26 protein-coding genes are annotated in these 26,148 nt (G+C 68.8%); 8 read left to right on the top strand and 18 right to left on the bottom strand.

The annotated features are described in order from the left end of the window. Window positions 1–35: 35 nt before the first annotated feature. On the bottom strand, window positions 36–311 hold the full coding sequence (locus HUW46_RS02900; protein WP_215545781.1) for a hypothetical protein: 276 nt from the start codon (window positions 309–311) through the stop codon (window positions 36–38). A gap of 56 nt (window positions 312–367) precedes the next feature. Between HUW46_RS02900 and HUW46_RS02895 the strand changes: the two genes are divergently transcribed. Next, the gene (locus HUW46_RS02895) at window positions 368–1,099 is read left to right on the top strand and encodes a MerR family DNA-binding transcriptional regulator (protein WP_215545780.1); all 732 of its coding nucleotides are present in this window, start codon (window positions 368–370) and stop codon (window positions 1,097–1,099) included. Window positions 1,100–1,107: 8 nt separating this feature from the next. Here the strand turns inward: HUW46_RS02895 and HUW46_RS02890 are convergent, their stop codons facing one another. Both HUW46_RS02890 and HUW46_RS02885 read right to left on the bottom strand, forming a co-directional pair. Further along, window positions 1,108–1,461 carry a VOC family protein gene (locus HUW46_RS02890; RefSeq protein ID WP_215545779.1) on the bottom strand — a complete coding sequence of 118 codons (354 nt, stop codon included), beginning with the start codon at window positions 1,459–1,461 and terminating at the stop codon, window positions 1,108–1,110. Window positions 1,462–1,492: 31 nt separating this feature from the next. After that, window positions 1,493–1,693, bottom strand: coding sequence for a hypothetical protein (locus HUW46_RS02885; RefSeq protein ID WP_215545778.1), 201 nt, complete (start codon window positions 1,691–1,693; stop codon window positions 1,493–1,495). A 308-nt stretch (window positions 1,694–2,001) separates the two neighbouring features. On the opposite strand from HUW46_RS02885, the gene HUW46_RS02880 reads away from it, so the two are divergent. Then, on the top strand, window positions 2,002–2,460 hold the full coding sequence (locus HUW46_RS02880) for a hypothetical protein (RefSeq protein ID WP_215545777.1): 459 nt from the start codon (window positions 2,002–2,004) through the stop codon (window positions 2,458–2,460). Window positions 2,461–2,542: 82 nt separating this feature from the next. On the opposite strand, the gene HUW46_RS02875 is transcribed toward HUW46_RS02880, so the two are convergent. Then, window positions 2,543–3,379, bottom strand: coding sequence for a LysR family transcriptional regulator (locus tag HUW46_RS02875; RefSeq protein ID WP_215545776.1), 837 nt, complete (start codon window positions 3,377–3,379; stop codon window positions 2,543–2,545). Window positions 3,380–3,474: 95 nt separating this feature from the next. Between HUW46_RS02875 and HUW46_RS02870 the strand changes: the two genes are divergently transcribed. Beyond that, window positions 3,475–4,200: an SDR family NAD(P)-dependent oxidoreductase gene (locus tag HUW46_RS02870; protein WP_215545775.1), complete on the top strand. Its 726-nt coding sequence runs from the start codon at window positions 3,475–3,477 to the stop codon at window positions 4,198–4,200. A 62-nt stretch (window positions 4,201–4,262) separates the two neighbouring features. On the opposite strand, the gene HUW46_RS02865 is transcribed toward HUW46_RS02870, so the two are convergent. The 3 genes from HUW46_RS02865 to HUW46_RS02855 all read right to left on the bottom strand — a co-directional run bounded on the left by HUW46_RS02865 (window position 4,263) and on the right by HUW46_RS02855 (window position 7,018). Next, a complete protein-coding gene (locus tag HUW46_RS02865) occupies window positions 4,263–5,336 on the bottom strand; it encodes a beta family protein (protein ID WP_215545774.1) in 1,074 nt (357 codons plus the stop codon). A gap of 542 nt (window positions 5,337–5,878) precedes the next feature. Beyond that, window positions 5,879–6,235 (bottom strand): hypothetical protein, encoded by a 357-nt coding sequence (locus HUW46_RS02860; protein ID WP_215545773.1) that lies wholly within the window; start codon window positions 6,233–6,235, stop codon window positions 5,879–5,881. Window positions 6,236–6,322: 87 nt separating this feature from the next. Further along, window positions 6,323–7,018, bottom strand: coding sequence for an MBL fold metallo-hydrolase (locus HUW46_RS02855; protein ID WP_442860910.1), 696 nt, complete (start codon window positions 7,016–7,018; stop codon window positions 6,323–6,325). 388 nt (window positions 7,019–7,406) lie between these two features. On the opposite strand from HUW46_RS02855, the gene uvrA reads away from it, so the two are divergent. Continuing rightward, window positions 7,407–10,262: an excinuclease ABC subunit UvrA gene (gene uvrA / locus HUW46_RS02850; protein WP_215545771.1), complete on the top strand. Its 2,856-nt coding sequence runs from the start codon at window positions 7,407–7,409 to the stop codon at window positions 10,260–10,262. 294 nt (window positions 10,263–10,556) lie between these two features. Here uvrA and HUW46_RS02845 read toward each other — a convergent pair whose 3' ends face one another. Both HUW46_RS02845 and HUW46_RS02840 read right to left on the bottom strand, forming a co-directional pair. Next, window positions 10,557–11,270 carry a fibronectin type III domain-containing protein gene (locus tag HUW46_RS02845; protein ID WP_331477219.1) on the bottom strand — a complete coding sequence of 238 codons (714 nt, stop codon included), beginning with the start codon at window positions 11,268–11,270 and terminating at the stop codon, window positions 10,557–10,559. Beyond that, on the bottom strand, window positions 11,267–11,866 hold the full coding sequence (locus tag HUW46_RS02840; protein WP_215545770.1) for a hypothetical protein: 600 nt from the start codon (window positions 11,864–11,866) through the stop codon (window positions 11,267–11,269). Before HUW46_RS02840 ends, HUW46_RS02845 begins: the two co-directional genes overlap by 4 nt. A gap of 156 nt (window positions 11,867–12,022) precedes the next feature. On the opposite strand from HUW46_RS02840, the gene HUW46_RS02835 reads away from it, so the two are divergent. Further along, window positions 12,023–12,466 (top strand): SRPBCC family protein, encoded by a 444-nt coding sequence (locus HUW46_RS02835; RefSeq protein ID WP_215545769.1) that lies wholly within the window; start codon window positions 12,023–12,025, stop codon window positions 12,464–12,466. A 1-nt stretch (window position 12,467) separates the two neighbouring features. On the opposite strand, the gene HUW46_RS02830 is transcribed toward HUW46_RS02835, so the two are convergent. Both HUW46_RS02830 and HUW46_RS02825 read right to left on the bottom strand, forming a co-directional pair. Further along, complete coding sequence (locus tag HUW46_RS02830) at window positions 12,468–13,775, bottom strand: cation:dicarboxylate symporter family transporter (protein ID WP_215545768.1); 1,308 nt, start codon at window positions 13,773–13,775, stop codon at window positions 12,468–12,470. Window positions 13,776–13,987: 212 nt separating this feature from the next. Continuing rightward, window positions 13,988–14,428 (bottom strand): hypothetical protein, encoded by a 441-nt coding sequence (locus HUW46_RS02825; protein ID WP_215545767.1) that lies wholly within the window; start codon window positions 14,426–14,428, stop codon window positions 13,988–13,990. Window positions 14,429–14,518: 90 nt separating this feature from the next. On the opposite strand from HUW46_RS02825, the gene HUW46_RS02820 reads away from it, so the two are divergent. The 3 genes from HUW46_RS02820 to HUW46_RS02810 all read left to right on the top strand — a co-directional run bounded on the left by HUW46_RS02820 (window position 14,519) and on the right by HUW46_RS02810 (window position 17,320). Beyond that, window positions 14,519–16,123 (top strand): ATP-binding protein, encoded by a 1,605-nt coding sequence (locus tag HUW46_RS02820; protein WP_254125758.1) that lies wholly within the window; start codon window positions 14,519–14,521, stop codon window positions 16,121–16,123. Then, on the top strand, window positions 16,120–16,794 hold the full coding sequence (locus tag HUW46_RS02815; RefSeq protein ID WP_215545765.1) for a response regulator: 675 nt from the start codon (window positions 16,120–16,122) through the stop codon (window positions 16,792–16,794). Before HUW46_RS02820 ends, HUW46_RS02815 begins: the two co-directional genes overlap by 4 nt. Window positions 16,795–16,855: 61 nt before the next feature. Then, window positions 16,856–17,320 carry a YbjQ family protein gene (locus tag HUW46_RS02810; protein ID WP_215545764.1) on the top strand — a complete coding sequence of 155 codons (465 nt, stop codon included), beginning with the start codon at window positions 16,856–16,858 and terminating at the stop codon, window positions 17,318–17,320. Between the two features lie 15 nt (window positions 17,321–17,335). Here the strand turns inward: HUW46_RS02810 and HUW46_RS02805 are convergent, their stop codons facing one another. From HUW46_RS02805 to HUW46_RS02775, 7 genes are all read right to left on the bottom strand, one after another. Further along, on the bottom strand, window positions 17,336–18,748 hold the full coding sequence (locus tag HUW46_RS02805) for a beta-N-acetylhexosaminidase (RefSeq protein WP_215545763.1): 1,413 nt from the start codon (window positions 18,746–18,748) through the stop codon (window positions 17,336–17,338). 5 nt (window positions 18,749–18,753) lie between these two features. Next, a complete protein-coding gene (locus HUW46_RS02800) occupies window positions 18,754–19,623 on the bottom strand; it encodes a carbohydrate ABC transporter permease (protein ID WP_215545762.1) in 870 nt (289 codons plus the stop codon). Next, the gene (locus HUW46_RS02795; protein WP_215545761.1) at window positions 19,620–20,588 is read right to left on the bottom strand and encodes a carbohydrate ABC transporter permease; all 969 of its coding nucleotides are present in this window, start codon (window positions 20,586–20,588) and stop codon (window positions 19,620–19,622) included. Before HUW46_RS02795 ends, HUW46_RS02800 begins: the two co-directional genes overlap by 4 nt. Before the next feature lie 2 nt (window positions 20,589–20,590). Then, window positions 20,591–21,880, bottom strand: a complete 1,290-nt coding sequence (locus HUW46_RS02790; RefSeq protein WP_215545760.1) for an extracellular solute-binding protein — start codon at window positions 21,878–21,880, stop codon at window positions 20,591–20,593. 114 nt (window positions 21,881–21,994) lie between these two features. After that, the gene (locus tag HUW46_RS02785) at window positions 21,995–23,131 is read right to left on the bottom strand and encodes a lactonase family protein (RefSeq protein ID WP_215545759.1); all 1,137 of its coding nucleotides are present in this window, start codon (window positions 23,129–23,131) and stop codon (window positions 21,995–21,997) included. Between the two features lie 25 nt (window positions 23,132–23,156). Further along, on the bottom strand, window positions 23,157–24,548 hold the full coding sequence (locus HUW46_RS02780) for a GntP family permease (protein ID WP_215545758.1): 1,392 nt from the start codon (window positions 24,546–24,548) through the stop codon (window positions 23,157–23,159). Further along, the gene (locus tag HUW46_RS02775; RefSeq protein ID WP_215545757.1) at window positions 24,545–26,140 is read right to left on the bottom strand and encodes an N-acyl-D-amino-acid deacylase family protein; all 1,596 of its coding nucleotides are present in this window, start codon (window positions 26,138–26,140) and stop codon (window positions 24,545–24,547) included. The genes HUW46_RS02780 and HUW46_RS02775 overlap by 4 nt, the downstream gene beginning before the upstream one ends. Window positions 26,141–26,148 lie beyond the last annotated feature (8 nt).

Genomic DNA, 26,148 nt, shown 5'->3' with positions numbered 1-26,148 from the left:
CCGAAAAGAGTATCCGGCCGTCGTTCGGGGCGGATTCAATCCTGCCGCGTCGTCAACAACCGCTCCAGTTCTTCACCGGCCTCCTCGCATCCGGCGTCGGAGATTCGTTGCAGCTCAAGCAGATCACCCGCCGCGACGGCACGGCGGGTGAGCACGTGCCCGGCGCGCGCGGATCCCTCGTCGAGCAATTCGTTCAGTTCTCCGAGATCCCCGCGGGCGTCGGCGAGATCGGCCAAGCGGTCCAGTGCGGTCTCGTTGCCCTCGTCCGCGAGCGCGCGCAAGGTTTCCCGGTTGAAGTTCGTGTTCACCATGAAGACATGCTGCAACCTTGCCCCAAGGGCAACGTCAAGTGCGAGATCATGGCCGGGTGATCACCATCGGACAGCTCGCCAGGTACGTCGGCGTGTCGACCAAGACGATCCGCGTCTACCACGACAAGGGCCTGCTCCCCGAACCGGAGCGCGACGCCTCCGGCTACCGGCGATACGGAGCGGCCCACGCGATCGACCTGATCAAGATCCGGACACTCGCCGAAGCCGGGGTTCCCCTTGCCCGCATCCGCGATCTCCGGTCCGCCACCGACGACGAGTTCCGGCAAGCCCTCCGCCGGATCGACGGTGACCTGTCCACCCGCATCCGTGACTTGCAGGCGACTCAGGAGCGCCTTCGGGGACTCGCTGACGGGCGTTCCTCCGCGTTACCGGCCGAAGTCGGAAGCTACCTCGACCAACTGGCCCGCCTCGGTTTCAGCGAGCGATGGGTGGCGCTCCAGAACGACTTGTGGATTCTCGTGTTCGCCACGCACCCGGACACCGCGATCACCTTGTTCCGCGACCAGGCCCAGATCCTGGCGGACCCGGCGTTGCGCGAACTCGGCCTCGACTACGACCGTGCGTACGGCCTAGACCCGAAGGACCCCCGCGTCGACGATCTCGCCCGCCGGATCGTCGACGCCACCCACGCCCGCTACGGAACCGGCGAGCTGCCCGGATACGGAGCCGACTCCGCGATCCCGGCGCTGATCCAGGGAGCCGTCAACGCCTCGTCACCGGCATGGCACCGGCTGGACACCCTGATCCGTGCCCAACTCGGTGTCTGACGCCCGATTCAGTCCCGGTGGTTCGCGATGTTGATCACGGTGCCGTCCGGTGCCCTGACGAAGAACCGGCGCAGCCCCCATGCTTCTTCGGTCAGCGGGTGCACGATCTCGTAGCCGAGTTCCCGCGTTTCTGCGTACGCGGCGTCGATGTCGTCCGTGTGGACGGAGATGACCGAATCCTCGGGCGCGGTCGCGTCCCTGGTCACGAGCTGGAGGTTGGCCCCGGTGTCGGGCGAGGTGTAGCGGGCAACCCAGCCCATGTTGAACTCCTCGGTGCTCAACCCGAGAAACCCGGTGTAGAAGTCCTTCGCCGCCTCGATATCGGCCACCCGAAGATTGGCCACGACGCGTGTCGCGCGCATACGGTTCTCCTGTCTGTCAGGGATTCTCAGATTACGGTTGCGGGTCGCGCGGCGACGGCTCCTGCCAAACCTGCGGCGGGCGGTCGAGTTTGCGGAACTCCACCCAGTGGCGGCTGGTCTCCGCCCAGATGACCTGTTGTTCGGTGTAGAAGCCATCCAGTTTCTGCCTGCTCAGCTCGGAGACCGGTGTGGTGACCAGGTAGTAGTCCAGGTCATCGCGCAGGCGGTTCATGCGAGCACGATGGTGGAGGACGCTGTCAGCACGAGCGTCGCGATCCGGGTTCGGTAGGCAGGCACTCGGTACCGCCTCTTGCGGGAATCGATCCACGCCATGTCGGCCGACACGAGGTCGCGAAAGCCCAACATCGCTTCGCGCAAGGGAATATCCGCCATCCGCCCGGCGAGTTCGAGGCAGCCCCTTCTCGGAAGTCAGTTCCTCGTGACCGGGGCGCTTCGCCTTCATCGCGCCAGGCTCGCCGACCCGGATCGCCTTGGCAAGAGCCGGTTTCCGATCATTCGGCGAAACACAGAGATGACGAAGTGGCATTCGGGGTATTCGCTCACCCCGTTGACGGTTTCATCGCCCTGTCCCGGGACACGATCGGTGAGTTCATCGGTCACGGTGCGGTGACGTGCCGACGCCGTCGGCTGATCCTGCCGTGGAGCCCTGGCACCGCGGCTGCCGGAGCGCTGTGCTGGAAGTGCGTTGGCGGCCCGCGCCGCGCGGACCGGGAAGGTGACGGCATGGTCGGCAAGGTGGTACTCCCCGCACTGGTGATGATGGCAGGCACGATGGTCTCGATCGCGCCGAGCGCGTCGGCGGACACCCGGAGTGTCCCGGACTGCGTGAGTTACGCGATAGACGAAGGAGAGGCAGACGTCGACATCGCTCTCCAGGCTTGTGTCCAAAGCTCGCTCCTCGATTGCTACCGGACCTTCCGCGACGATTACGGCCGACAAGAATGGGCGCTGGAAGCCTGCAAGCTCCGGGATTCGTGACTCGCGAAGATGAACGCCGCGGGTGAGCCTGCTGGTTCGCGTTGCGGTCCAGCGACCCGCGTCGTTGGCGAGTGCCGAGTGATCAGAGGCGGGTGGCTACACGGATCAGGTCGGCGAGTGCACGGGATCGGCTGTGGGGTGGCCACGCGATCACGGTCGTGACGGCCGGCGCGTCCAGGACCGGTACCGCGGCAAGGCCTTCGAGCAGGTTGGCGCGGCAGGATTCGGGCATGACCACAGTGGTGCGGCCGAGTGCGATCAGTTGGAAGAGCTGGGTTTGGCTGCGCACCTCGGCACCGGCGCCCTCGGGGTAGACGCCGCCGGGGCCGGGCCAGCGGGCGATGGGGAGTTCGGGCAGCGAGCAGACCTCCGCCATCCGGACGTGGGGCTTGGCCGCGAGCGGATGTGAAGTGGGAAGGATGGCGATCTGCCCCTCGGTGTGCAGGATTTCGGTGTCCAGTCCGGCGATCGAGTCGAACGGCAGGTGCAACAGCGCGACGTCCGCCTCGCCGTCGTGCAGCGTTCGTTGGGGCTGGCGTTCGCAGAGCAGCAGTTCGACGGTGACGGCGCCTTCTTCGGCTGCGTAGGCGTCGAGCAACTTCGCCACCAGTTCACCGGAGGCGCCCGCCTTGGTGGCCAGTACGAGCGAAGGCCGACTCGTCGCGGCGCCTTGGGTGCGCCGTTCGGCCGCGGCCAGCGCGCCGAGGATGGCTCTGCCTTCGTCCAGCAGTACCGATCCGGCTTCGGTGAGGGAGACCTTGCGGCTGGTGCGTTCCAGCAGCGCGACGCCGAGCCGTCGTTCGAGCTGGGTGATCGTCCGCGAGAGCGGCGGCTGGGCGATGCCGAGGCGTTCGGCGGCCCGGCCGAAGTGCAACTCCTCGGCGACCGCGACGAAGTACCGAAGCTCCCGCGTCTCCACCGGATCAGGCTACCGCCCGATCGATACCTGCCGGGTATTGCCGCGAAACCCAGACGGTGTTGGTTCCCCGCCGGTCCGCGGCCACGATCAACCACATGAGCGAACAGCTGATCGCGCTGGTCACCGGCGCGAACAAGGGAATCGGGTACGAGATCGCGGCCGGGCTCGGCGCGCTGGGCTGGCGTGTCGGAATCGGGGCACGGGACGAAACGCGCCGAGAAGACGCCGTGGCGAAACTGCGAGCGGCCGACGTCGACGCGTTCGGTGTGCCCCTCGACGTGACCGACGACGCGAGCGTCGCGGCCGCCGCCGCACTGATCGACGAGCGCGCCGGGCGGCTGGACGCACTGGTCAACAATGCCGGTATCGCCGGAGCGTGGCCGGATGAACCTTCCGCCGCCACACCGGAAACCATGCGCGCTGTGGTGGAAACCAACGTGATCGGCGTGGTCCGGGTCATCAACGCGATGCTGCCGCTCCTGCGCCGTTCCGAACGCCCGCGGATCGTCAACCAGTCCAGCCACGTCGCTTCTCTGACCCTGCAGACGACGCCTGGCGTCGAACTCGGCGGGATCAGTGGTGTCTATTCACCGTCGAAGACGTTCCTCAACGCCGTCACCGTGCAGTACGCCAAGGAGTTGAGCGGCACCGCCATCAAGATCAACAACGCCTGCCCCGGCTATGTCGCGACAGATCTCAACGGCTTCCGCGGAACCAGCACGACCGCGGACGGCGCCAAGATCGCCATCCGGCTCGCGACGTTGCCGGACGATGGTCCGACCGGGGGCCTGTTCGACGACGCCGGAACTGTGCCCTGGTGAAACGCGACTACACGGCCCAGATGGCCGCGAAGCACTGCCAGTTCGCGACGAAAAGGTCGAAATCAGAGGTCGGTCGCTGTTCTTCGCGATACGTGTTCGAGGTGATGCGAGGTGGCCATGGCGACCCATCGAGACACAGATCCAGCCGTTCGTCCGCCAGCGTGTCGGCACCGCGCCAACTCGCTGTCACCCCACGAGTAGTCTGGTCCGGCGAAGTCATCCCGCTCGACGAGTTCCTCGACCAGATCGGCAAACAACTCTGCGGGCAGGTCGCCCTTCTCTTGTTTACGGCGCAGTACCACCGTCTTTTGTGGCACCGTGTAGCAGAGATACGGAAAAGGACTCCGCGCGTTGCCGCCGGTCATGGACGGCGTTGGGTGTGTCACACCATAATCACCGTAGTTCAGTTCGCGTGTTCCGTCTTGGTGTATTTCGTTCCACAAGGTCACCTCCGGGCGGTCGCGCAGAACCGTTGCGTAAGTGGCTCGAACCTTGGGAATCGATCCTGCGAGGAGTGTTGTATGACCTGGCCCGAGCAGGTCCAGTGTCGTCGCGGCGACGTTTGCCGTCGAGGTTACATGAGAGGCTTGTATTGTTTCAATGAATCCGGCGTCGACCACCGCGTGAACCTGTCCTGGTTGGGTTCCGGTTGACCGCATGATTGATTCGATCCGCTTTCCGAGATCCCGTTTGGATCTAGCGGGATAACGAATCCGGATAGCGATGTCTCGGTATTTGTGCTCGATCAGGCGTCGCGCTCGACGAAGCTCATCGTTCGACGCGTCCAGTGAGATTACGGGGACCAGGCTGGGTAGATGGGATGCGAAAAGCCCGTGCTCATTCTCCACCGCCGATTCAATGCAGGCATCAAGGTATTCGAACACCCCTCTCGGTTGTTGGATGAGCGGACTGCGGGAGGTGAGCCAAGTCGTGTCTAACCACAAGGTCCGCCCGAAACGCGCGAGGCTCGTCGCGGCTCGGACAAGAGAGGGTAGTAGTCGACCACTGGGGCTTGTTGAATCGAGTAACTCGACCATCACGCGTACCTGCGCGTCACGCCGAGAGCGGAGGTTGCCGAGGGCGTCTAGTTCGCCGAGTTTGCATTTGACCGCTACGAGCGGGCGACCGGAGTGCATCCGCCTTCCTCCCCGTGGACGGCGTTATGGTTCGAACTCCCCAGTGTTGGGCATCGCCGAGCCAAAAGCTGCCCTCTGAATAGGTGGTAACCGTTCAAACCTGCGAGTGACGCTGTGGTTGCTTGCGGTGATCGCTGCAGGTGGTGGGGTCTCGGCCTGCGTCTGCTCGAGGTTAGTCAGTCGTGGTCCGTTTCAGGCTGCCGTTCCTGAAGTTGAGGTCTGCTCGCGCGCATTCGTAGGAGTTGTTCGCTGGGCAGCCTCGCGCCCCAGCGACCCGGTATGTCAGCTGCATATTCGCTGTGCGACTGGCGCCACTTGCCTCGCTCGTTCAGCGTCGTGGAGGTGAACGAGACCACAGCGCTCAGGGCGGAGCCGGAACCATGGCTGGAGTAGAAGAGGAGCCGTCACCGAGCGTGTCGGAGATCCCTGCCGGGACGTCGCCGATCGCGGACTCGAAGTCCTCCGGCGAAGTGGTCCGTCCTGCGCTGCTCGGGGAACAGGGCATTCCATCAACAGCGTGAAATGAGACTGACAGGTTCGACCTAACTGACGCTGTTTTCCCGCATGTAGGCTCGGCGGTCTCGCTTGCTCGCGCGCGCGAGCAACTGTCCTCGTTCGACATAACGGCATAGTGTCTTGTGGTGGTGACCGACGCCGTCGTGCCCTGTAATCACCAGGTACTCGCCACGAACAACGCGTCTGCTCTCGAACCACGAGTCTTGGTGTTTACCCGAGGGTTCGAACCGGATGATGGCCTTGGTCCCTGTTCTGGCCAGCTGATAGACCCTATGGACAACGACCAGATCAGCCTGCTGTGTACTCAACCGGGAGAGCAGACGGCGCCATTTGTCGGCATCGCCGCGTGCATGGAACAACCATGCGAACATGCGGCGCAGCATGCGAAGCTCCCACCGCAGGATCAAGATCGGCAGGCCTCCGCCGTATGCAGTTGGATCCAGTTGACGGCGACGTGGTGCGGGCATGGCTCACCAGCCGCGTTCGCGCCACTCCGGGAGCTTCGGCCGTTCGGCGCCGAGCGTTGAGTCGTCGCCATGGCCGGGGTAGAACCAGGTGTCGTCCCCGAGCGTGTCGAAGATCCGCGACGAGACATCGTCGATCAACGAAGAGAAGTCCTCCGGCGAAGTGGTCCGCCCTACGCCACCAGGGAAGAGCGAGTCGCCGGTGAACAGGTGCGCGTGGCCGTTCGGGTCGCGGTAGAGCAGCGCGATCGAGCCGGGGGTGTGGCCGCGCAGGTGGATGACCTCCAGGGTGCACTGGCCGAAGGACAGTGTGTCGCCTTGCTCCACGAGGAAGTCCGGTGGTACCGGCAGCGGGTCGGCGTCGAGGGGGTGCGCGGCGGTGTTGGCGCCGTTCGCGCCCGCGACGGCGCCGAGCGCCTGCCAGTGGTCGGGGTGCTGGTGGGTGGTGACGACGGTGCGCAGCGCCGGGCGGTCGGGGCCGTGCCCGATCAGGTCCGAGATGCGGTCGGGGTCCGCGGCGGCGTCGATGAGGAGCCCCTCGTTCTCCTCGCGGCACACCAGCAGGTACGCGTTGTTGTCCATCGAGCCGACCGACAGCTTGGTGATGGTCACCGCGTCCAGGGTGCGGCGGGCGGCGTCGCCGCCCGGTTCGACGTGCCCGGTGTATTCGTCTGCGACGTTCACGCTCGCCACCCTAGCCATTCGCGGGCCCACCGTCAGTGGCCACCTCGGCACCGGCGAGGGGTAGCCCATACGGGGGCCGCCGCCCGGTGTCAATCGACCCGGTGTTCGACTGGAATACCGCGGGGCGTTTACTTGCTGCACCGACGAACCCCGTGACGCCCGCGCCGCGGTGCCGGGGGTTCGCACACGGTGCCAGCGAACACGGCCGGTGGCCCGGCCGAGTACCCGCCGTCCAGGAGTCGCCGCCCGATGACCTGCGAAAACAAGCTCCGGCAGTGCCACCGCCGATTTTTGTCGGTGCCTCGTCCTAGCATGGACGAGGCCTGTCGTGCAGGTCTCCGTGCACCGCGCGAGGAGCTGGCACCCCACGACCCAGGCCATCGTTTTCCAGGGAAGGGACACATCCGTGGCTGATCGCCTCGTTGTTCGCGGCGCACGCGAGCACAACCTCCGCGGGGTCGACATCGACCTGCCGCGGGACAGCCTGATCGTGTTCACCGGTCTGTCCGGCTCGGGCAAGTCGAGCCTCGCCTTCGACACGATCTTCGCCGAGGGGCAGCGCCGCTACGTCGAGTCGCTTTCGGCGTACGCGCGCCAGTTCCTCGGCCAGATGGACAAACCCGACGTCGACTTCATCGAGGGCCTCTCACCCGCGGTGTCGATCGACCAGAAGTCGACCTCGCGCAACCCGCGGTCGACGGTCGGCACCATCACGGAGGTCTACGACTACCTCCGGCTGCTCTACGCGAGGGCAGGCGTCGCGCACTGCCCGAAATGCGGTGAGCGGATCAGCAAGCAGACCCCGCAGCAGATCGTCGACCAGGTGCTCGACATGGACGAGGGCACCCGGTTCCAGGTGCTCGCGCCGGTCGTCCGCGGCCGCAAGGGCGAGTACCTCGACCTCTTCTCGAACCTGCAGCAGCAGGGCTACGCGCGCGCCATGGTGGACGGCACGGTCCACTCGCTGACCGATCCGCCGAAGCTGAAGAAGCAGGAGAAGCACCAGATCTCCGTGGTGATCGACCGGCTCGCGGTCAAGCCCAGCTCGAAGCAGCGGCTCACCGACTCGGTGGAGACCGCGCTGCGCCTCGCCGACGGGCTGGTCGAACTCGACTTCGTCGACCTGCCGGAGCACGACCCGCACCGGGTCAGGGGGTTCTCCGAAAACCTGGCGTGCCCCAACGGGCACCCGCTCGCCATCGAGGACCTCGAGCCGCGGTCGTTCTCGTTCAACTCGCCGTACGGCGCCTGCCCCGACTGCACGGGTATCGGCGTGCGCAAGGAAGTGGACCCCGAGCTGGTGGTCCCGGACGACGAGCTGTCCCTCGAAGAGGGGGCCATCGCACCGTGGTCCGGCGGGCAGAGCGCGGAGTACTTCCAGCGGCTGCTCGAATCGCTCTCCGAGACCATCGGGTTCCGGATGGACACGCCGTGGCGCCGCCTGCCCGCGAAGGCGCAGAAGGCGGTACTGCACGGCGTCGCCGACCAGGTCCACGTCCGCTACCGCAACCGGTACGGCCGCCAGCGCTCCTACTACGCCTCGTTCGAGGGCGTGATCCCGTTCCTGGAGCGGCGCCAGGAGCAGACCGACTCCGAGTACATGCGCGAGCGGTACGAGGGCTACATGCGCGAGGTGCCGTGCCCCGCCTGCGAGGGCAGCAGGCTCAAGCCGGAGATCCTCGCCGTCACCCTCCAGCACGAAACCCGCGGTGACCGGTCGATCGCCGAGGTGTGCGCGCTCTCCATCGCGGAGGCCTCGGAGTTCCTGGACGAGCTGAAGCTGGACAAGCGCCAGTCGATGATCGCGGGCGCGGTGCTCAAGGAGATCCAGGCGCGGTTGCGCTTCCTGCTCGACGTCGGGCTGAACTACCTCTCGCTCGACCGCGCCTCCGGCACGCTGTCCGGCGGCGAGGCCCAGCGGATCCGGCTCGCCACCCAGATCGGCTCCGGGCTGGTCGGCGTCCTCTACGTCCTCGACGAACCCTCGATCGGCTTGCACCAGCGCGACAACCACCGGCTCATCGAGACGCTGACCAGGCTGCGCGATCTCGGCAACACCCTGATCGTGGTCGAGCACGACGAGGACACCATTCGGTCGAGCGACTGGGTCGTCGACATCGGCCCCGGCGCGGGCGAGCACGGCGGCCACATCGTCCACAGTGGACCGTACAAGAAGCTACTGAAGGCGAAGGGCTCGCTCACCGGCGCGTTCCTGTCCGGGCGCGAGACCATCGATGTGCCGTCGATCCGGCGGCCGGTGGACCGCAAGCGCCAGCTCACCGTGGTCGGCGCGCGCGAGCACAACCTGCGCGGGGTCGACGTCGAGTTCCCGCTCGGCTGCCTGGTCTCGGTCACCGGGGTCTCCGGCTCCGGGAAGTCCACGCTGGTCAACGACATCCTGGCCACGGTGCTGGGCAACAAGCTCAACGGCGCCCGCCAGGTGCCTGGCAGGCACACCAGGGTCAACGGGCTCGCCAACGTGGACAAGCTGGTCCGCGTCGACCAGTCGCCGATCGGCCGCACCCCGCGGTCCAACCCGGCCACCTACACCGGCGTGTGGGACCACGTGCGCAAGCTGTTCGCCTCCACCACCGAGGCGAAGGTCCGCGGCTACCAGCAGGGCCGGTTCTCGTTCAACGTCAAGGGCGGGCGCTGCGAGGCGTGCGCCGGTGACGGCACGATCAAGATCGAGATGAACTTCCTGCCGGACGTGTACGTGCCGTGCGAGGTGTGCAAGGGCGCGCGCTACAACCGCGAGACGCTCGAGGTGCACTACAAGGGCAAGACCGTGTCCGAGGTGCTGGACATGCCGATCGAGGAGGCCGCCGAGTTCTTCGAGCCGATCAAGGCGATCCACCGGCACCTGCAGACGCTGGTCGACGTCGGGCTCGGGTACGTGCGGCTCGGCCAGCCCGCGCCGACGCTGTCCGGTGGTGAGGCGCAGCGCGTGAAGCTCGCGAGCGAGCTGCAGAAGCGGTCCACCGGCAAGACCGTCTACGTGCTCGACGAGCCGACCACGGGCCTGCACTTCGAGGACATCCGCAAGCTCCTCGGCGTGATCAACGGCTTGGTGGACAAGGGAAACACGGTGATCGTGATCGAGCACAACCTCGACGTGATCAAGACCTCCGACTGGATCGTCGACATGGGGCCGGAAGGCGGCTCCGGCGGCGGCACCGTGGTCGCCACGGGCACCCCGGAGGACGTGGCCGCGGTCGACGAGAGCTACACCGGCCAGTTCCTCAAGGAGGTACTCGCCTGATCCCGCCTCTTCGGGGAACTGGAACTGTCGCGCGATCGGGAGAGGTCCCGGTCGGCGACGGGTAGCTTGCCCCCTCAGCCGAGGACGGGGTGCGGAGCGCGGTCACGCAATCCGGACCGCTCCGCACGAGGAGGCATGGTGGGCTACCGGACGGTGCTGGCGATGATCGTCTCGTGCTTGACGCTGACCGTCGGCTTCGCTGCTACGGCTGTCGGGGCGATCGCCTTGGTGGTGAGCGGAAGTTCCGGCAAAGGGCCGCCGACGTGCGACGGCGTGGATGACCCGCTGCCGCACCTAAGCGGGTGCTTTCCCGGTGTGCTGATAGGCCACAGTGGACAGTGCGCCGTAGCGGAACGCCCTGATCCGGAACGCGGCGGAGCGCTCCTGCGGGAGGGTGGCCAGGCCGCACGAGCCGATGTCGCGGTCGAGCACTTCCACCGGGGCGAATCCCGGCGCGCCTTCGGGTTTCGCCTCCAGCAGGAAGCCGTCCTCGTCGGTGGCGTGGTCGGTCCAGGTGAACCGGATCCCGTCCGCCGTCATCACCTTCGCCGCGAGATCGGACGGCGCGGCGGCCGCCGGATCGTCGCGCAGCGCCGCCGCGGGGGCTCCGGGGTGCGGGCCGGGGCGGGGGTTCGGCCACTGCGGATCGGACGCGCTGAGGTCCGGCGCGCTCGCGGGCACGGTGACGGCCACCTCGCCGCTCGTGCCGCCGTAGTACGGGCGGACCCGGTAGTAGAACGGGGTTTCCGGCAGCAGATCGGGGTGGTGGTAGCTGCTCTGGTGCGGCGGCAGGAAGCCGAGCGTCGTGTACGGGCCGCCGGGCTCGGTCGCGAACTCGACCATCCACCCCGCCGCGCCCGGCGCGTCGTCCGGCCAGTGCAGGGTCACGTCGACGGGGGAGTCGAGGGTCGCGGTGAGCCCGGCCGGGGCGGGGGTGGCGGCCTGCTGCGCCGCGCAGCCCGCCACCCCCGCCAGCAGCAGTGCCGCGGCCAGTGCCCGCCGGATCACTGGTGCCAGAACCGGATCTTGTCCCAGGTCACCGTGATCGGCCCGGCCCCGCTCGCGGTGCGGTAGGCGCCGAACTTGTCGTAGAAGTCGCCGCCGGGGCTGGACGTGGTGTGCTTCAGCGACCCGTTGATGTAGGTCTTGTGCGTGCTGCCGACCTGGTTGATCGTGTTGACGCGGACGCTGGTGCCGACGGTCGCGCCGCCGCTGATCGTCTGCCCGCCCTCGACCGAGTACATCCGGCCACCCTTTTCCACGGCCAGCATGAAGAACGGTCCCTGGTCGCCGTGGAAGGTCTGCTTCAGGCTGATCCGCGAGCCGCTCTGGCTGGTGATCTTGAAGTAGCCCTCGAACTGGTGCGTGCCGCCGGAATAGGTGTCGTACCGGCGTTCCGCGCGCTGCTCGCCGCTGTCCGAGGAGCAGCTCAGGGTGAACGTCAGGTCGCTGACCTTCCCGCAGCCCTTCTCCTGGACCTTGAACGACGGGCTGTCCGGCGTCCAGTTCCCGGAGCCGACCTGGGCGAGCGCGGCAGGGGCGGTGGCCAGCAGCCCGGCCGCGGCCAGCGCGGCGGCGAGGATCCCGGCTCGTTTCGACAGCATCCAACCTCCTCGTGGGGACAAGGCGGCGGCGGTGCGGGTTCGGTCGTGCCCCCGGTGGGGCAGGTGCGGCGGACCGGGGCTCACTGTACGAGAGCGGCCGGGCACGGACAAGCGTGTGCCGGTGGCCGGGAAGCGCAGTGCTCCTACTATCGGAGCATGGTCGGCACGTACCGCTTCCGCACGGTCTGGCTGCTGCCCGCGCCGGTGCGCGCGGTGTTCGACGCGGTCGTCGACCTCGAGCACTACCCGCGCTGGTGGTCCGATGTCCGGTCGGTGCGGCAGGTGGACGCCGACACCGCGGAGCTGGTGTGCCGCGCGAGCCTGCCGTACCGGCTCGTGCTGCGCATGCACCGCGACGTCGAGGATTCCGAATCGGGCCGCCTCCGCGTCGGGCTCTCGGGTGATCTCGAGGGGTTCCTCGCGGGATCGGTGACCCGCGCGGGGGACGGAACGCACCTCGAGATCACCCAGGAGGTCGAGGCGCGCAAACCGTTGCTGCGCAAGCTCGACCGGGTGGCCCGGCCGGTGTTCCGCGCCAACCACGCGCTGATGATGCGGCGCGGGCTGTGGGGGTTGCGGAACCACCTGGCCGGGGCCTGAGTCAGCTCGGCGCGGGGGCGTCGCCGAGCTTCGGGTCCTCCGTTTTCGGGGCGTCGTCGAGGAGGCTGGCCTCGGAGAAGGGTTCCTTGCCCGAGAGCACCCGGCTCGCCCGGCCGGCGTCGAACTCCTTCGTCCACGATCCGATGAGGACGGTCGCCACCGCGTTGCCCGCGAAGTTGGTCACCGCGCGCGCTTCGGACATGAACCGGTCGATGCCGAGGATGAACCCGACGCCGTCGACGAGATCGGGCCGGTGCGACTGCAGCCCGCCCGCGAGCGTCGCGATCCCGGCGCCGCTGACGCCCGCCGCGCCCTTCGACGCGATGATCATGAACACCAGCAAGGAGATCTGCTCGCCGAGGCCGAGCGGGCTGCCCTGCGCGGTCGCCACGAACAGCGTCGCCATGGTCAGGTAGATCGCGGTGCCGTCGAGGTTGAACGAGTACCCGGTCGGCACGGTGATGCCGACGACGGGCTTGGAAACCCCGAGGTGCTCCATCTTCGCGATGAGCCTCGGCAGCGCCGACTCCGACGACGAGGTGGACACGATCAGCAGGAACTCGCGGGCGAGGTAGCGCAGCAGTGAGAAGATGCTGACCCTGGCGCCGAGCCACAGCGCGGACCCGAGCACGATGAACACGAACAGCAGGCAGGTGGCGTAGAAGCCGATCATGATCACCGCGAGGCTCTTCAACGCGCCCCAGCCCGTTTCGCCGACGACGGCGGCGATGGCGCCGAACGCGCCGACCGGCGCGGCCCACATGATCATGGACAGGATCCGGAACACCAGGCGCTGGATGTGCTCGACCCCGCGCAGGATCGGCTGCCCTTTCGCGCCGAGCTTCTGCAGCGCGAACCCGGACAGCAGCGCGATCAGCAGGGTCTGCAGCACGGACCCTTCGGTGAACGCGGAGAGCATGCTCTCCGGGATGATGCCGAGCAGGAACTCCGTGGTGCCCTCGGTCTTCGCCTGGGCGTGCACTTTGGACGCCGCGGCCGGGTCGAGGTGCAGGCCGGACCCGGGGTGCAGCAGGTTGCCGACGACGAGCCCGATCGCGAGCGCGAAGGTCGACATCACCAGGAAGTAGCCGATCGCGAGCAGGCCGACCTTGCCGACCTTCGCCGCCTTCGCGACCGAGCCGATGCCGAGCACGATGGTGCAGAAGATGATCGGCGAGATCATCATCTTGATCAGGTTCACGAACGCGGTGCCGAGGGGCTTGAGCTCCTTGGCGAACCCCGGCGCGAGGAAACCGACGAGCACGCCGAGCACGACGGCGGCCACGACGGCCAGGTACAGGTGGTGCATCCGATCTCGGCGCGGTGGCGCGGCCGGGGATGCGGCGGAAGTCGGCAACACTGCCTCCAGCGGGGAACGAGAGCGCCGTCACCGGCGCGGGCTGGCAGTCACTATCGGCAGCGTTATGACCCCGGTCACCCTTGTGTTCATTGAGTTCACCGACCAGGCGAAAGGGTCCTCGCTCGGTCAGTGAGCCGGTACTCGCGGTCACCGGTTCCGGCTCATTTCCGGCTCAGCCGCAGCACGCCCCGGTCGCCTCGGACGGCGACGAGCTGGATGACCTGGGCGGCCTTGAGTTCCAGGTTCACCGTTTGACCGACATCGAGGTGCATTCCGGCGAACGAGCCGGTGTTCATGACGACTCCGTCGTCCACGGCCGTGATCGTGATGGGCCCGTCGCCGCTGGCGTTCGGGACGGAGTCCCCGGCCTTGACGAAGACCTCGCACGTGCCGTCGCGACAGGCTTTGAGGTTGCCACCGTCCGCGGCGGTGAACGGCGGAGGCGGCGGTGAGGTGGTCGTGGCGGGCGTAGTGGTGGTCACGGGTGACGCGACCGGCGGGGCCGGTGCGGCCGGTGGCGGCGGGCTTTCGGTACCGCATCCGGTGACGAGCAGGGCCGTGGGCGTGGCGAGGAACAGCAACCTGACCAGGTGTGAGCGCATCCGCCGAAGCTAAGGCGCCCGCGGTGCGCCCGGCCCGCGTTGGCACCTAGCGGCCGCGCCGCCGTACGGCCGATGTGCTGGTATGGACCGATGACGGTGAAGTCGCGGAGGCCGCGCGGGCGGCGGTTCAGCCTCGCGGGGCAGCTGCTCGTGGTGCAGACGGCCGGTGTCGCGGTGCTCGTCGCCGTGGGGTTCACGCTGGCCTACTTCGACGCCAGGACCGCCGTGACGGACCGGTCGAGGGAAGAGGCGACCACGGTGGCGGCCACCATCGCCGACACCCCGAGTGTCCTTTCCGCACTGTCCACTGAGGACCCCAGTGTGGCGCTCCAGCCGTTCGCGGAAAAGGTGCGCGCGGACACCGGGGTGGACTTCGTGACGATCATGAACACCGACGGGATCCGGTACACCCACCCGACCCCCTCGCTCATCGGCCAGCGCTTCGCCGGGAACATCGCGGAAGCGTTGCGGGGCAAGGTCTTCACCGAGACCTACCTCGGCACGCTCGGCGAGTCCGTGCGCGCGGTGGTCCCGGTGTTCGACCGGGACCACCGCGTGGTCGCGCTGGTCAGCGCCGGGATCACGATCAAGGCGATCGCGCAGGAGCTGGGGGAGCGGCTGCCGCCGCTGGTGATCGTCGCGATCGCGGTGCTGCTGGTCGGGATCGGCGGCAGCCTGCTCGTGGGCAGGCGGCTGCGGCGGCAGACCCGCGGGTTCGCGCCGGCCGAGCTGTCCGGGATGTTCGGCTACTACGAAGCGATCCTGCACACCGTGCGGGAGGGGCTGGTGCTGGTGAACGCGAGCGGGACCGTGGTGCTGTGCAACCACGCGGCGCGCGAGCTGCTGGGGCTCGACGACGACCCGGCCGGGCGCGAGGTCGACGGGCTCGGCCTCGCCGACCCGCTCGCGCGGTCGCTCGTCAGCGGTCCGCGCACCGACGAGATCCACGTGACCGAGACGCGCGTGCTGGTGGTCAACACCGAGCCGGTGAGCTCGGACGGCCGCGAGCGCGGCACCGTGGTGACCCTGCGGGACCACACCGAGTTGCAGGCGTTGACCGGCGAGCTGACCACGATCAGGGGACTGGCCGAATCGCTGCGGTCGCAGGCGCACGAGTCGGCGAACCGGCTGCACACCGTGGTGTCGCTGGTCGAGATGGGGCGGCCGGTGGACGCGGTCGAGTTCGCCACCGAGGAGCTGGCGGTCGCCCAGCACCTGACCGACCGCGTGCTCGGCGCGGTCGAGGAACCGGTGCTCGCGGCGCTGCTGCTGGGCAAGGCCGCCGAGGCCGCCGAACGGGGCGCAGATCTCGAACTCACCCCGGATTCGACCGTGGACGCCACGGTGACCATCCCGTCGCGCGATCTGGTGACCGTGCTGGGCAACCTCGTCGACAACGCGATCGACGCGGCGATCGAGACCGCGGCGCAGCGGCGGCCGAGGGTCACCGTCACCGTCCGCCCCGACGGGGACAGCCTGCTCATGCGGGTCAGCGACACCGGTGACGGGGTGCCCACGGACGCCGCCGACGCGGTGTTCCGGCGAGGCTGGACCACGAAACCGGGCGGCGGCGAGGTGGGACACGGCCTCGGGCTCGCGCTCGCCGCTCAGGTGGTCCGGCGGCATCGTGGCACGATCGAGGTCGACGGTGCCGTCTTCACCGTCCGGTTGCCGGGTGAAGGGAGCGCGGGGTGATTTCGGTTCTCGTCGTCGAAGACGACCCGGTCGCCGCCCAAGCGCACCGCGAGTACGTCACGCGGCTGCCGGGGTTCGAGGTCGCCGGTGTGGTGCACTCGGGCGGGGAGGCGCTCAGGTTTTGCGAGCGCACGCCCGTCGACCTGGTGCTGCTCGACTTCTACCTGCCGGACGGGCACGGGCTCGCGGTGTGCCGCGCGCTGCGGGCCGCGGGCAGCACGGCCGACGTGATCGCGGTGACCTCGGCGCGCGATCTCGCGGTGGTGAAGGCCGCCGTGTCCTCCGGGGTCGTGCAGTACCTGCTCAAACCGTTCACCTTCGCGTCGTTCCGGGAAAAGCTCGATCAATACGCCCGATTCCACCGCACCGTCGGGAAAACGGGCGAAGCGGCGGATCAGGGCGATATCGACCGCGCATTCGCGACCTTGCGGACCTCCGAACGGCCCGCGTTGCCGAAGGGAATGAGCGAAGAAACGCTCGACGCGATTCGCGGCGCGCTGAAATCCGCGTCGGACGGGCTTTCCGCGGGAGCGGCGGCTGCTGGGACCGGGGTGTCCCGGGTGACCGCGCGGCGGTACCTCGAGTACCTGGCGGACAACGGGATCGCCGCCCGCGAACCGCGGTACGGGCAGGTCGGCAGGCCCGAAGTCTGGTATCGCACGATCGTGTGACAAAAGGGACGGCGAGGCATCGAGTCGGTTCGATCGGCGACGGCCGGATACGATCCGGCGCATGAACCAGCCATATCCGCAGCAGTTTCCGATCATGCTTTCCACCATGAACGACCTGCCCGGCTACCGGGTGGCCACCGTGTTCGGCGAAGTGTTCGGGCTGACCGTCCGGAGCCGGAACATGTTCTCCAACATGGGCGCCGGGTTCAAGGCGATGGCGGGCGGTGAGCTGAAGGGCCTCACGAAGCTGCTGTCCGATTCCCGGTACGAAGCGCTGCAACGGCTGGCGCAGGAAGCGATGGCGCACGGCGCGAACGCGGTGCTGGCGCTGCGGTTCGACTGCAACGAGATCGCGAACACCGCGAGCGAGATCGCGGCCTACGGCACCGCGGTCTACGTCGTCCCCGCCGACGGGCAGGCGCCACCGCAGCAAGCCCAGGCGCAGGCGCCGCAGCAGCCGTATCCGCAGCAACAGCAGCAGTACCCGCAGAGCGGCGGCTACCCGCAACAGGGCTACGGCCAGTAAGCCCTCCCGGGGACGTCAGAGCGGGCGGCCCGGGACGCCGGGGCGGGTCTGCCACGGCAGCGGGCCGTCGAGCGGGCGGTACTCGACCCCGAGCGCGTCCAGCCGCGGCAGGTGGTGCGTGCGCAGCCGCTCGGTGAACTCGGCGGTGTCGCGGTCTCCGGCCGGGCTCCACACCACCTCGCTGAACGCGCACAGCCGGGGGAACGTGGCGTAGTCGACGCGCCGGACGGTGTCGAGGTGCTCGCTCCACACCTGGGCCTGCGCGCCGAGCACCCGGTGCCGGGCGTCCTCGGGCAGGCCCGGTGGCAGCGGCTCGTAGGCGTGGACGTCCTCGACCGTGTTCAGGAAGCCCACCGGGATCGGCTCGTCGGGGTGATCGGACTCGCGGTGGTTGAGGTACACGTACTGCTCGGGGCACATCACCACGTCCAGCCCCGCCGCCGCGGCCCGCACGCCCGCTTCCTCACCGCGCCACGAGCCGATGATCGCGGATGCGGGGAGCGTGCCCGCGTCGAGCACTTCGTCCCAGCCGAGCGCGCGGCGCCCGCGCTCGTGCAGGTACTTCGCCAGTTCGATGAGGAAGGCGCCGTGCCGATCGGTCGCGCCGGGCACCTCGTCGCCGCCGATGGCGATGACCTCCGACGGGAACACGGCCAGCACCTCGTCGAACACCGCGCGGAAGAAGTCCAAAGTGGACTCGGAAGGGTCGAGGATGTCGTCGTTGACGCCCCACGACGTCCACACCTCGCGCGCACTGTTTTCCGCGCCCAGTTCGGGGTAGGCGGTCAGTGCGGCCGTCACGTGGCCGGGCACGTCGACCTCCGGCACCACCGTGATGCCCCGTTCGGCCGCGTAGGCGACGATCTCGCGCAGGTCGTCGGTGCGGTAGAAACCGCCGTGCGGCCTGCCGTCGCGCTCGGGCCCGTCGTGCCTGCCGACCATCGAGCCCCGCCGCCACGCCCCGATCTCGGTGAGCCTGGGGAAGCGCGGCACCTCCAGCCGCCAGCCCTGGTCGTCGGTCAGGTGCAGGTGCAGCACGTTGAGCTTGTGCGCGGCGAGCAGATCGGTGAACCGGAGCACCTCGGCCTTGGTGCGGAAGTTCCGCGCCACGTCCAGCAGGCAGCCGCGCCAGCCGAACCTCGGCTCGTCCACCACGGTTCCACAAGGGACGGTCATCGGTCCGGAGTGGACGTCGGCGGCGCGGAACGCGGACGGCCCCGCGAGCTGTCGCAGGGTTTCGCGGGCGTAGCGCACCCCGGAGTCGTCCGACGCGGTGATCCGGATTCCCGATTCGGCGATGTCGAGGCGGTATCCCTCCGCCGGAACCGCGTCGGAGTTCTCGATTTCGACTTCGGCGGGCCACGGCCGCGAGCCGCCGGTCGCGGTCGCCGAAACGGGTCGGGGGAGCAGTGAGTCGAACCCCGGCATGGTCTTCACCCCTTCACGGCGCCGGCCATGCCGGACACCAGTTTCCGTTGGACCAGCACGAAGAAGATCAGCACCGGGATGGTCATCAGCGTCGACGACGCCATGATCGCGCCCCAGTCGTTCTCCTCCGGTTTGAAGAACACCAGCATCGCCTGCGGCAGCGTCTGGTTCTCGGTCTGGGAGATGATGAACGTCTTCGCGAACAGGAAGTCGTTCCAGGCGTGGATGAACGCGAGCACACTGGTCGCCACCAGTCCCGGCGCGACCAGCGGGAACAGGATCTGCCACACGAACCGGAACCGGCTCGCACCATCCACAGTGGCCGCTTCCTCCAGTTCGACCGGCACCGCGGCGACGAACCCGCGCAGCATCCAGATCGCGAACGGCAGGCTGAACGCGAGGTGCACCAGCACCAGCGAGCCGAGCTGGTTCAGCCCGAACGCGGGCACCACGCCACCGATCGAGCGCATCAGGAAGAACAGCGGGATCGTCAGCGCCTCCACCGGCACCATCTGCGCGACGAGCAGCATCACCAGCAGCACGGTCCGGCCGCGGAACCGGAACCGGGTCAGCGCGACCGCGGACAGGAACGACAGCAGCAGCGACAGCGCGACCACGGCGACGGCCACGAGCACGCTGTTGAGGAAGTACCCGCCGAACCCGGACACGGTGAGCACGCGGCGGAAGCTGTCGAAGGTCGGCGCGAGCGTCCACGGCGACGGGCTCGCCGACTGGATCTCCCCGGCGGGCTTGAGCGCGGTGAGCACCATCCAGTACAGCGGGAACGCGATGACCGCGGCGATGACCACGGTGACGATCTCGGCGACGGTCCTGCCCTTGTGGCGCCGCTTCGGGGCGCGTACGAGCGTGCTCACACCAGCCCCGCTTCCCGTTTCTGCGAACGCACGTAGAGCCCGGTGATCGACATCAGGATCAGCGTCATCACCACGCCGATCGCGGCGCCGAGCCCGTACTGCGAGCCCGCGAACGCCTGCTGGTAGGCGTAGACGTTGAGCACCAGGTTCCGCCCGGCGAGCCCGCCGCCGTTGGTCATCACGTAGATCTGGGTGAACACCTTGAAGTCCCAGATGATCGACTGCACGGTGGCGATCATCAGCACCGGCCGCAGCATCGGGAGCACGATCGAGGTGGCCGTCTTCGGTGCCGACGCGCCGTCGAGCGAAGCGGCTTCGAGCACCTCCTCCGGGATCGCCTTGATCCCGGCGTACATGGTGACCATGACGAACGGGAACGAGCACCAGATCACTTCGAGCGCGACGAGCCCGAACGTGCCGTAGGTGTCGTAGGTCCACGAATGGCGTTCCATGGCGGTGAAACCGATCCCGGAGAGGACCTTGTTCACGAGCCCGAAGTCCGCGTCGAACAGGAAGAGCCAGATGTAGGAACCGGCGACCGCGGGGGTGGCCCACGCGCCGAGCGCGGCGAGGAACAGCAGCGTCCGCGCCCACGGCCGCACCCGGCTCGCGAGCATCGCCAGCACCGTGCCGGCCACGAGGCTGCCCACGACGCACACCGCGGCGAAGCCGATCGTCTTCGCCAGCACCGTCCAAAAGGCACTGTTCGCCAGCAGGTCGGTGTAGTTGTGCAGGCCGATGAACACCAGCGGCGCGGCGCCGGCCGCCTCGGCCTGCCCGTAGTCGTAGACCGAGATCAGCACCAGCTGGTAGATCGGGTAGGCCAGCACGCCGAGCAGCAGGATCGCCGCTGGTGCGAGGTAGAGCGCCGCGGCCCGCCCGTCCCCGCGGCGGCGGGACGGGCGGGCGCGGCGCCGCCCGGAGTCCGATGTGGACGATGCGGGCGGTGCGAGCAGGGCCGCCATGTTCAGCCGCCGAACGCGGTGTTCATCTTGTCCGCCGCGTCCTGCAGCGCCGCGTCCACGTTCCGCTCACCGGTGGCGATCTGCTGGATCGCGGTCGGCAGGATGTTCTGCGCGTCGATGCGGGACCACGCCGGGCTGGCCGGGACGAACCGGGTGCCCGCCTTGAGCGTGTCGACGAACGGCTTCAGCGACGAGTCCTTCGCGGACAGTTGCTGCTGCACGCTCGCGAGCGTGGGCAGGTTGCCCATCGCGGAGTACATCTGGGTCTGGTACTTCGCGCCGCCGAGCAGCTCGGCGAACTCCACCGACAGCCCGCGCCGCTTGCTGGCGCCGAACACGCCGAGCAGGTTGCCGCCCGCGAACGCGGGTGCGACCGAACCCGGGGTGCTGCCCGGCAGCGGCACCACCGCGTACTTCCCCTTGGCCGCACCGGCTTCGACGGCCTTGCGGTTGAAGTCGCCGCCGATCGTCATCGCCGCCTTGCCGCCCGCGAACGCCTGCACGCTCTGCGTCCCGGTGAAGTTGCCGCACTGCTGCGGCGGGCAGATGTCATCTTTGATCAGCTTCGAGTACGCGTCCACGCCCGCCTTCGCCTCCGGCGAGGTGATCGCGGCCGTCCACTTCCCACCGTCCTGTTTGGCCAGCTCGCCACCCTGCGCCCACAGGTAGGGCAGCATCGCGTAGGTGTACTTGCCGCCGACGGAAATCCCGTACAGATCCGGTTTCGCGGCCCGGATCCGGCGCGCGGTGTCGGCGAGTTCGGCGAGCGTCGCGGGCGGTTTCAGGTTCAGCTCGGTGAAGACGTCGGTGCGGTAGTAGAGCGCGCGGATACCGGTGAACCACGGCAGCCCGTAGACCTTGCCGTCCGCCTTCGCGGTGTCCACAACGGACGGTACGAGGTCGGCGCCCTCCTTCCAGGACTTCAGGTCGCCGGAGAGGTCGGCGAGCGCGCCGGTCTTCGCGTACGCCGCGACGTCGGTGTTGCCGAACTCGGCCACGTCGGGTGCGTTGTTCGGGTCGTTGAAGGCGCCGGAGAACCGGTCCGCCCGTCCCTCGACCGGGATCCACTGCACGTCGACCTCGACGCCGGGGTGGCTCGCCTTGAACTCGGTGACGGCCTCGGCCACCGTCGCTTCCTTCGGTGCCCTGGTGGCTTCGTCGAAGAGCCAGACCCGCAGCGTGCCGGTCTTCTCGTCACCGCCCGCGCCGGCGGGCCCCGACTGGGTCGGGGCGCACGCGGCGAGGGCGGCGACGAGAGGCACCACGGCGAGGAGGGGACGACGGATTCTCATAAGAATCTCCGATAAGTCCGTAGTTCTGTTGCAATCCATGCAATGCAGATTGTGCTATTAGCAACAGAGCTTAGGAGGGTCGCCCAGCTCGCACAAGGGTCTAGACCAGCTGATTCAGTGCCGGAAGGCCACCGTTGCCACCGACGGCACCGCGAAGACGCGTTGCGGCGCACCGAGTTTCCCGGACGCGGTGTCGCGCGGCAGCCAGGTGACCGTGCCGGAGTTCTGGTTCGACACGTACGCGCCGCGCTGCCCCGGGTCCAGCACGAGGTGCCGTGGCCAGTCACCACCCGTCGTGGCGTTGGCACCGAGCCGCTCCAGCCCGCCGTCCTTGACCGCGAACGTGGCCACGGTGTTTTCCCCGCGCACCGACACGTACGCGAACCGCCCGTCGGCCGACACCTCGATCTCGCCGGGGTAGTTCGGCCCCGGCGAGGACGCGTCGACGGCGGGCACCACGGCGCCCGCGGCGAGCTTGCCCGCGGCGGCGTCCCACGTCGCGACCGTGACCTCCGGCCGCAGTTCCTGTGCGATGTAGGCGAATCGGCCGTTCGGGTGGAAGGCGAGGTGCCGGGGACCCGCGCCGGAGGGGAGCACGAGCTGCTGGTGCTGCTTCAGCTTCCCGGTCTTCAGATCGAGCGAGTACACGTACACCGAGTCCGCGCCGAGATCAACCGACAGCACCCACCGGCCGCTCGGGTCGACGACCACCTGGTGGGCGTGCGCGTCGCGTTCGGCACCGTGGTGCACCACGAGATCGGTGGACGCGCCGAGCCTGCCGTCGCGCGCGATCGGGTGCACCACGACGCTGCCGGTGCCGTAGTTCGCGGTCAGCAGGTAACGGCCGCTCGGGTGCACGCACAGGTGGGTCGGTGCGGAGCCCCGGCTCGGCTGGGTACTGATCTTGCGGGGCTTGGCCGGGTCGCGGACGTCGAGTGAGGTGACGTGCCCGTCGGGGACGCCTTCGTTGGTGGAGAACAGGATCCGGCCGTCGGGGGAGAAGGCGAACCACGACGCGTCCGACACCCCGCTCACGGTGTGGTCGAGCGTGAGCGCGGGGCCGTTCGACGTCGTGGTCACGTCCAGCCCGTGCCCGACGGGCGCGCCGGGGCTGGTGTAGCTGCCGACGTAGAAGACGCGGCCCTTGCATCTCGCGGCCTGCGCGGAGGTCAAGCCCGCCAGACTCGTGGCGCCGACGGCCGCGGCGGCACCGGCCGCGCCGAGGAAGAGGCGACGAGGAAGTTCTGCCATGTGTTCAGACTCCTTATCCCGTGTCCTACAGGAAGGCCATCACCAGTGCGGCGACGCCGAATCCGGACAGCGACAGGATCGTCTCCAGCACCGTCCAGGTCTTGAGGGTCTTCGCGACGGACATCCCGAAGTAGCGCGAGACGATCCAGAACCCGCCGTCGTTGACGTGCGAGGCGATGATCGAACCCGCCGAGATCGCCACCACGACGAGTGCGAGCTGCGCCTGCGAGTACCCGAGCTCGGCGACGGTCGGCGCGACGATCCCGCTCGTGGTCACGATCGCGACCGTCGCGGAGCCCTGCGCGATCCGCATGCCGCAGCTGATCACGTACGCCGCGAGGATCACCGGAAGCCCCGCGTCGCCGAGGGAGCCCGCTACCGCCTTGCCGATGCCGGTGGCCGACAGCACCGCGCCGAAGAACGCGCCCGCGCCCACCACCAGCAGGATCATCGCGACCGGCCGCAACGCGTTCGCGGACAGTTCCGACAGTTCCTTGCCGCCCATCCCGCGCCGGTGCCCGAGCAGCCACGTGGCCAGCAGGACCGCGACGGTGAGCGCGACGGCCGGGGTGCCGACGAAGTTCGCGACCCCGGCCAGTGCCGAGTTCTTCGGCAGCCAGATGCTGCCGAAGGTGCCCGCCAGGATCAGCACGAGCGGGACCGCGATGATGGCGGCGACCAGGCCGAGCGACGGCGGCGTCTGCCCGTTCCCGTCGAGCGTTTCGTCTTCGACCATCATCTCGGCCGGGATGTCGACGTGCATCCGCTTGCCGATCCAGGTCGAGAACAGCACGCCGCCGACGAACCACGCCGGGATCCCGCACAGCGCGCCCATCAGGATGATCCAGCCGAGGTCGACGTGCAGCAGGCCCGCGGCGGCCACCGGGCCGGGGTGCGGCGGGAGGAACGCGTGCGTCACCGAAAGCCCGGCGATCAGCGGCAGGCAGTACAGCAGCAGCGAGCGGCCGCCCTGTTTCGCCGCGACGTACACCAGCGGTGCGAGCACGAAAATGCCGATGTCGAAGAACACCGGGATGCCGAAGATCAGGCCCGCGACGCCCATCGCGAGCGGGGCGCGCCGCTCGCCGAACGCGCGCAGCAGCGCCGAGGTCAGCACACGCGCGCCGCCGGACTTCTCGAGGATCGCGCCGAGCAGGGTGCCGAGCCCGATGATGGCCGCGATGTGCCCGAGGATCCCGCCGAACCCCTTCTCCAGCAAGGAGTCCGAGGTCTTCTGCGCGGTGCCGACCAGCGTGCCGACCGGGACGCCCGCGGCGAGCGCGGTGAGCAGGCTGACCACGATGAGCGCGATGAACGGCTCCATCTTGGTCCTGATGATCAGCACGAGCAGCACCGCGATGGACACCGCGGCCAGGGTGAGCAGCCCGCCGGTGGAATGCTGCAGCCAGTGGATCATCGGACTCTCCCGGGGTTGCGCAGGGAATGGCCGGCGAGCGCGCCGGTGGGGCGGCCGTCGTCGATCGCGGCGACGCCGTTGACGAACACGTACGGGATCCCGGTCGCGGCCTGGCGCGGCTCCTCGAAGGTCGAGGTGTCGGCGACCGTGTCCGGGTCGAACAGCACGAGATCGGCGGCGAACCCTTCGCGGACGAGGCCGCGGTCGGGCAGCCGGAGCCTGCGCGCGGCGCGTCCGGTCAGGTGGGCGACGCAGTCTTCGAGGCCGAGCACGCCGAGTTCGCGCACGTAGTGCCCGAGGTAGCGCGGGAACGTGCCCCACGCGCGGGGGTGCGGGCGGGTGCCGACAAGCAGGCCGTCGCTGCCCCCGGTGTGCGTCGGGTGCCGCATGATCGCCTGGACGTTCTCTTCGTGTCCCACGTGCATCAGGCAAGAGGTGCCGAGGCGTTCGGCGATGAGGGTGTCGAAGAACAGGTCGGCGGACGGAACCCCTTGGCGCCGCGCGGATTCCGCGACGCTGTGCCCGACGAGGTGCTCCCGCTCGGTGCCGCGCACGCCGTTGATTTCGATGCTGTCCCAGTCGATCGGCACGCCGTGCGCGCCGTCGGAGCCGGTTTCCTCGATCTCCGCCCTGATCCGCTCCCGGGCGTCCACATCGGACAGCCGGGCGAGCGTGGCGTCGAGCCCGCCGTCGGCGGACCAGCTCGGCAGGAGCGCGGAAAGGTACGTGGCGCCGGGGAGATACGGGTAGGTGTCGAGCGTGATGTCGCAGCCGTCGGCGACCGCGTCGTCGAGCAGGCGCAGCAGATCCGGCGCTTTCCCCTTGTTGACGGAGAAGTTCATCGTCGCGTGCGCCAGGTGCAGTGGGCAGCCGGAGCGGCGCGAGATGTCCACCATCTCGGCGAACGCCTCCAGCGCGCCCGCGCCGTAGCTGCGGTGGTGCGGGCTGTAGAACCCGCCGTGCGTGCCGACGACCTCGCACAGCGCGACGAGTTCCTCGGTGCCCGCGTACATCCCCGGCGTGTAAGTCAGCCCCGAGGACATCCCGGCGGCGCCTTCGCGCAGCCCGGTCGCGACGAGCTCCTTCATCCGGTCCAATTCGGACTCGGTGGCGGGCCGGTCGTCGAAGCCGACCGCGAGCATGCGCACGGTGCCCTGCGGCACCAGGTACGCGGCGTTCACCGCGATACCGCGGTCGAGCCGGTCGAGGTACTCGCCGACCGAGCGCCAGTTCCAGTCGAACCCGGCGGGATCGTCGTTCCAGCCCGCGAGCTGGGCGCGCAGCGCGGCGAGCACTTCGTCGTCGACGGGGGCGTAGGAAAGCCCGTCCTGGCCGAGCACCTCCGAGGTCACCCCCTGCGACACCTTCGCCAGGTGGTCCGGGTTCGCCAGGATCTGTAGGTCCGAATGGGCGTGCATGTCGATGAACCCGGGCGCCAGCACCAGATCGCCCGCGTCGATCACGCGCGAAGCGGTGCCCGTGCCGGGCTCGGTGATCGCCGCGATCCTGCCCTCGCGTACGGCGACATCACCACGCTTCGCGGGTTCACCGGTACCGTCCACAATGGTCGCACCGCGCAGCAGCAGGTCCATGACCCGTC

The sequence above is a fragment of the Amycolatopsis sp. CA-230715 genome, from assembly GCF_018736145.1.
Taxonomy (GTDB): domain Bacteria; phylum Actinomycetota; class Actinomycetes; order Mycobacteriales; family Pseudonocardiaceae; genus Amycolatopsis.
The sequence above is the reverse complement of the archived record's forward strand: the minus strand, read 5'-3'. Positions and strand labels throughout refer to the sequence as shown.

Bases quoted from the DNA above. Each gene is read 5' to 3' on its own strand.
- HUW46_RS02890 (WP_215545779.1), bottom strand. From the start codon at position 1,461: ATGCGCGCGACACGCGTCGTGGCCAATCTTCGGGTGGCCGATATCGAG.
- HUW46_RS02785 (WP_215545759.1), bottom strand. From the start codon at position 23,131: ATGGCAGAACTTCCTCGTCGCCTCTTCCTCGGCGCGGCCGGTGCCGCC.
- HUW46_RS02795 (WP_215545761.1), bottom strand. From the start codon at position 20,588: ATGGCGGCCCTGCTCGCACCGCCCGCATCGTCCACATCGGACTCCGGG.
- HUW46_RS02885 (WP_215545778.1), bottom strand. From the start codon at position 1,693: ATGAACCGCCTGCGCGATGACCTGGACTACTACCTGGTCACCACACCG.
- HUW46_RS02870 (WP_215545775.1), top strand. From the start codon at position 3,475: ATGAGCGAACAGCTGATCGCGCTGGTCACCGGCGCGAACAAGGGAATC.
- HUW46_RS02835 (WP_215545769.1), top strand. From the start codon at position 12,023: ATGGTCGGCACGTACCGCTTCCGCACGGTCTGGCTGCTGCCCGCGCCG.
- HUW46_RS02775 (WP_215545757.1), bottom strand. From the start codon at position 26,140: ATGGACCTGCTGCTGCGCGGTGCGACCATTGTGGACGGTACCGGTGAA.
- HUW46_RS02855 (WP_442860910.1), bottom strand. From the start codon at position 7,018: ATGGCTAGGGTGGCGAGCGTGAACGTCGCAGACGAATACACCGGGCAC.
- HUW46_RS02780 (WP_215545758.1), bottom strand. From the start codon at position 24,548: ATGATCCACTGGCTGCAGCATTCCACCGGCGGGCTGCTCACCCTGGCC.
- HUW46_RS02810 (WP_215545764.1), top strand. From the start codon at position 16,856: ATGAACCAGCCATATCCGCAGCAGTTTCCGATCATGCTTTCCACCATG.
- HUW46_RS02865 (WP_215545774.1), bottom strand. From the start codon at position 5,336: ATGCACTCCGGTCGCCCGCTCGTAGCGGTCAAATGCAAACTCGGCGAA.
- HUW46_RS02900 (WP_215545781.1), bottom strand. From the start codon at position 311: ATGGTGAACACGAACTTCAACCGGGAAACCTTGCGCGCGCTCGCGGAC.
- HUW46_RS02820 (WP_254125758.1), top strand. From the start codon at position 14,519: ATGACGGTGAAGTCGCGGAGGCCGCGCGGGCGGCGGTTCAGCCTCGCG.
- HUW46_RS02790 (WP_215545760.1), bottom strand. From the start codon at position 21,880: ATGAGAATCCGTCGTCCCCTCCTCGCCGTGGTGCCTCTCGTCGCCGCC.
- HUW46_RS02825 (WP_215545767.1), bottom strand. From the start codon at position 14,428: ATGCGCTCACACCTGGTCAGGTTGCTGTTCCTCGCCACGCCCACGGCC.
- HUW46_RS02830 (WP_215545768.1), bottom strand. From the start codon at position 13,775: ATGCACCACCTGTACCTGGCCGTCGTGGCCGCCGTCGTGCTCGGCGTG.
- HUW46_RS02805 (WP_215545763.1), bottom strand. From the start codon at position 18,748: ATGCCGGGGTTCGACTCACTGCTCCCCCGACCCGTTTCGGCGACCGCG.
- HUW46_RS02840 (WP_215545770.1), bottom strand. From the start codon at position 11,866: ATGCTGTCGAAACGAGCCGGGATCCTCGCCGCCGCGCTGGCCGCGGCC.
- HUW46_RS02860 (WP_215545773.1), bottom strand. From the start codon at position 6,235: ATGCTGCGCCGCATGTTCGCATGGTTGTTCCATGCACGCGGCGATGCC.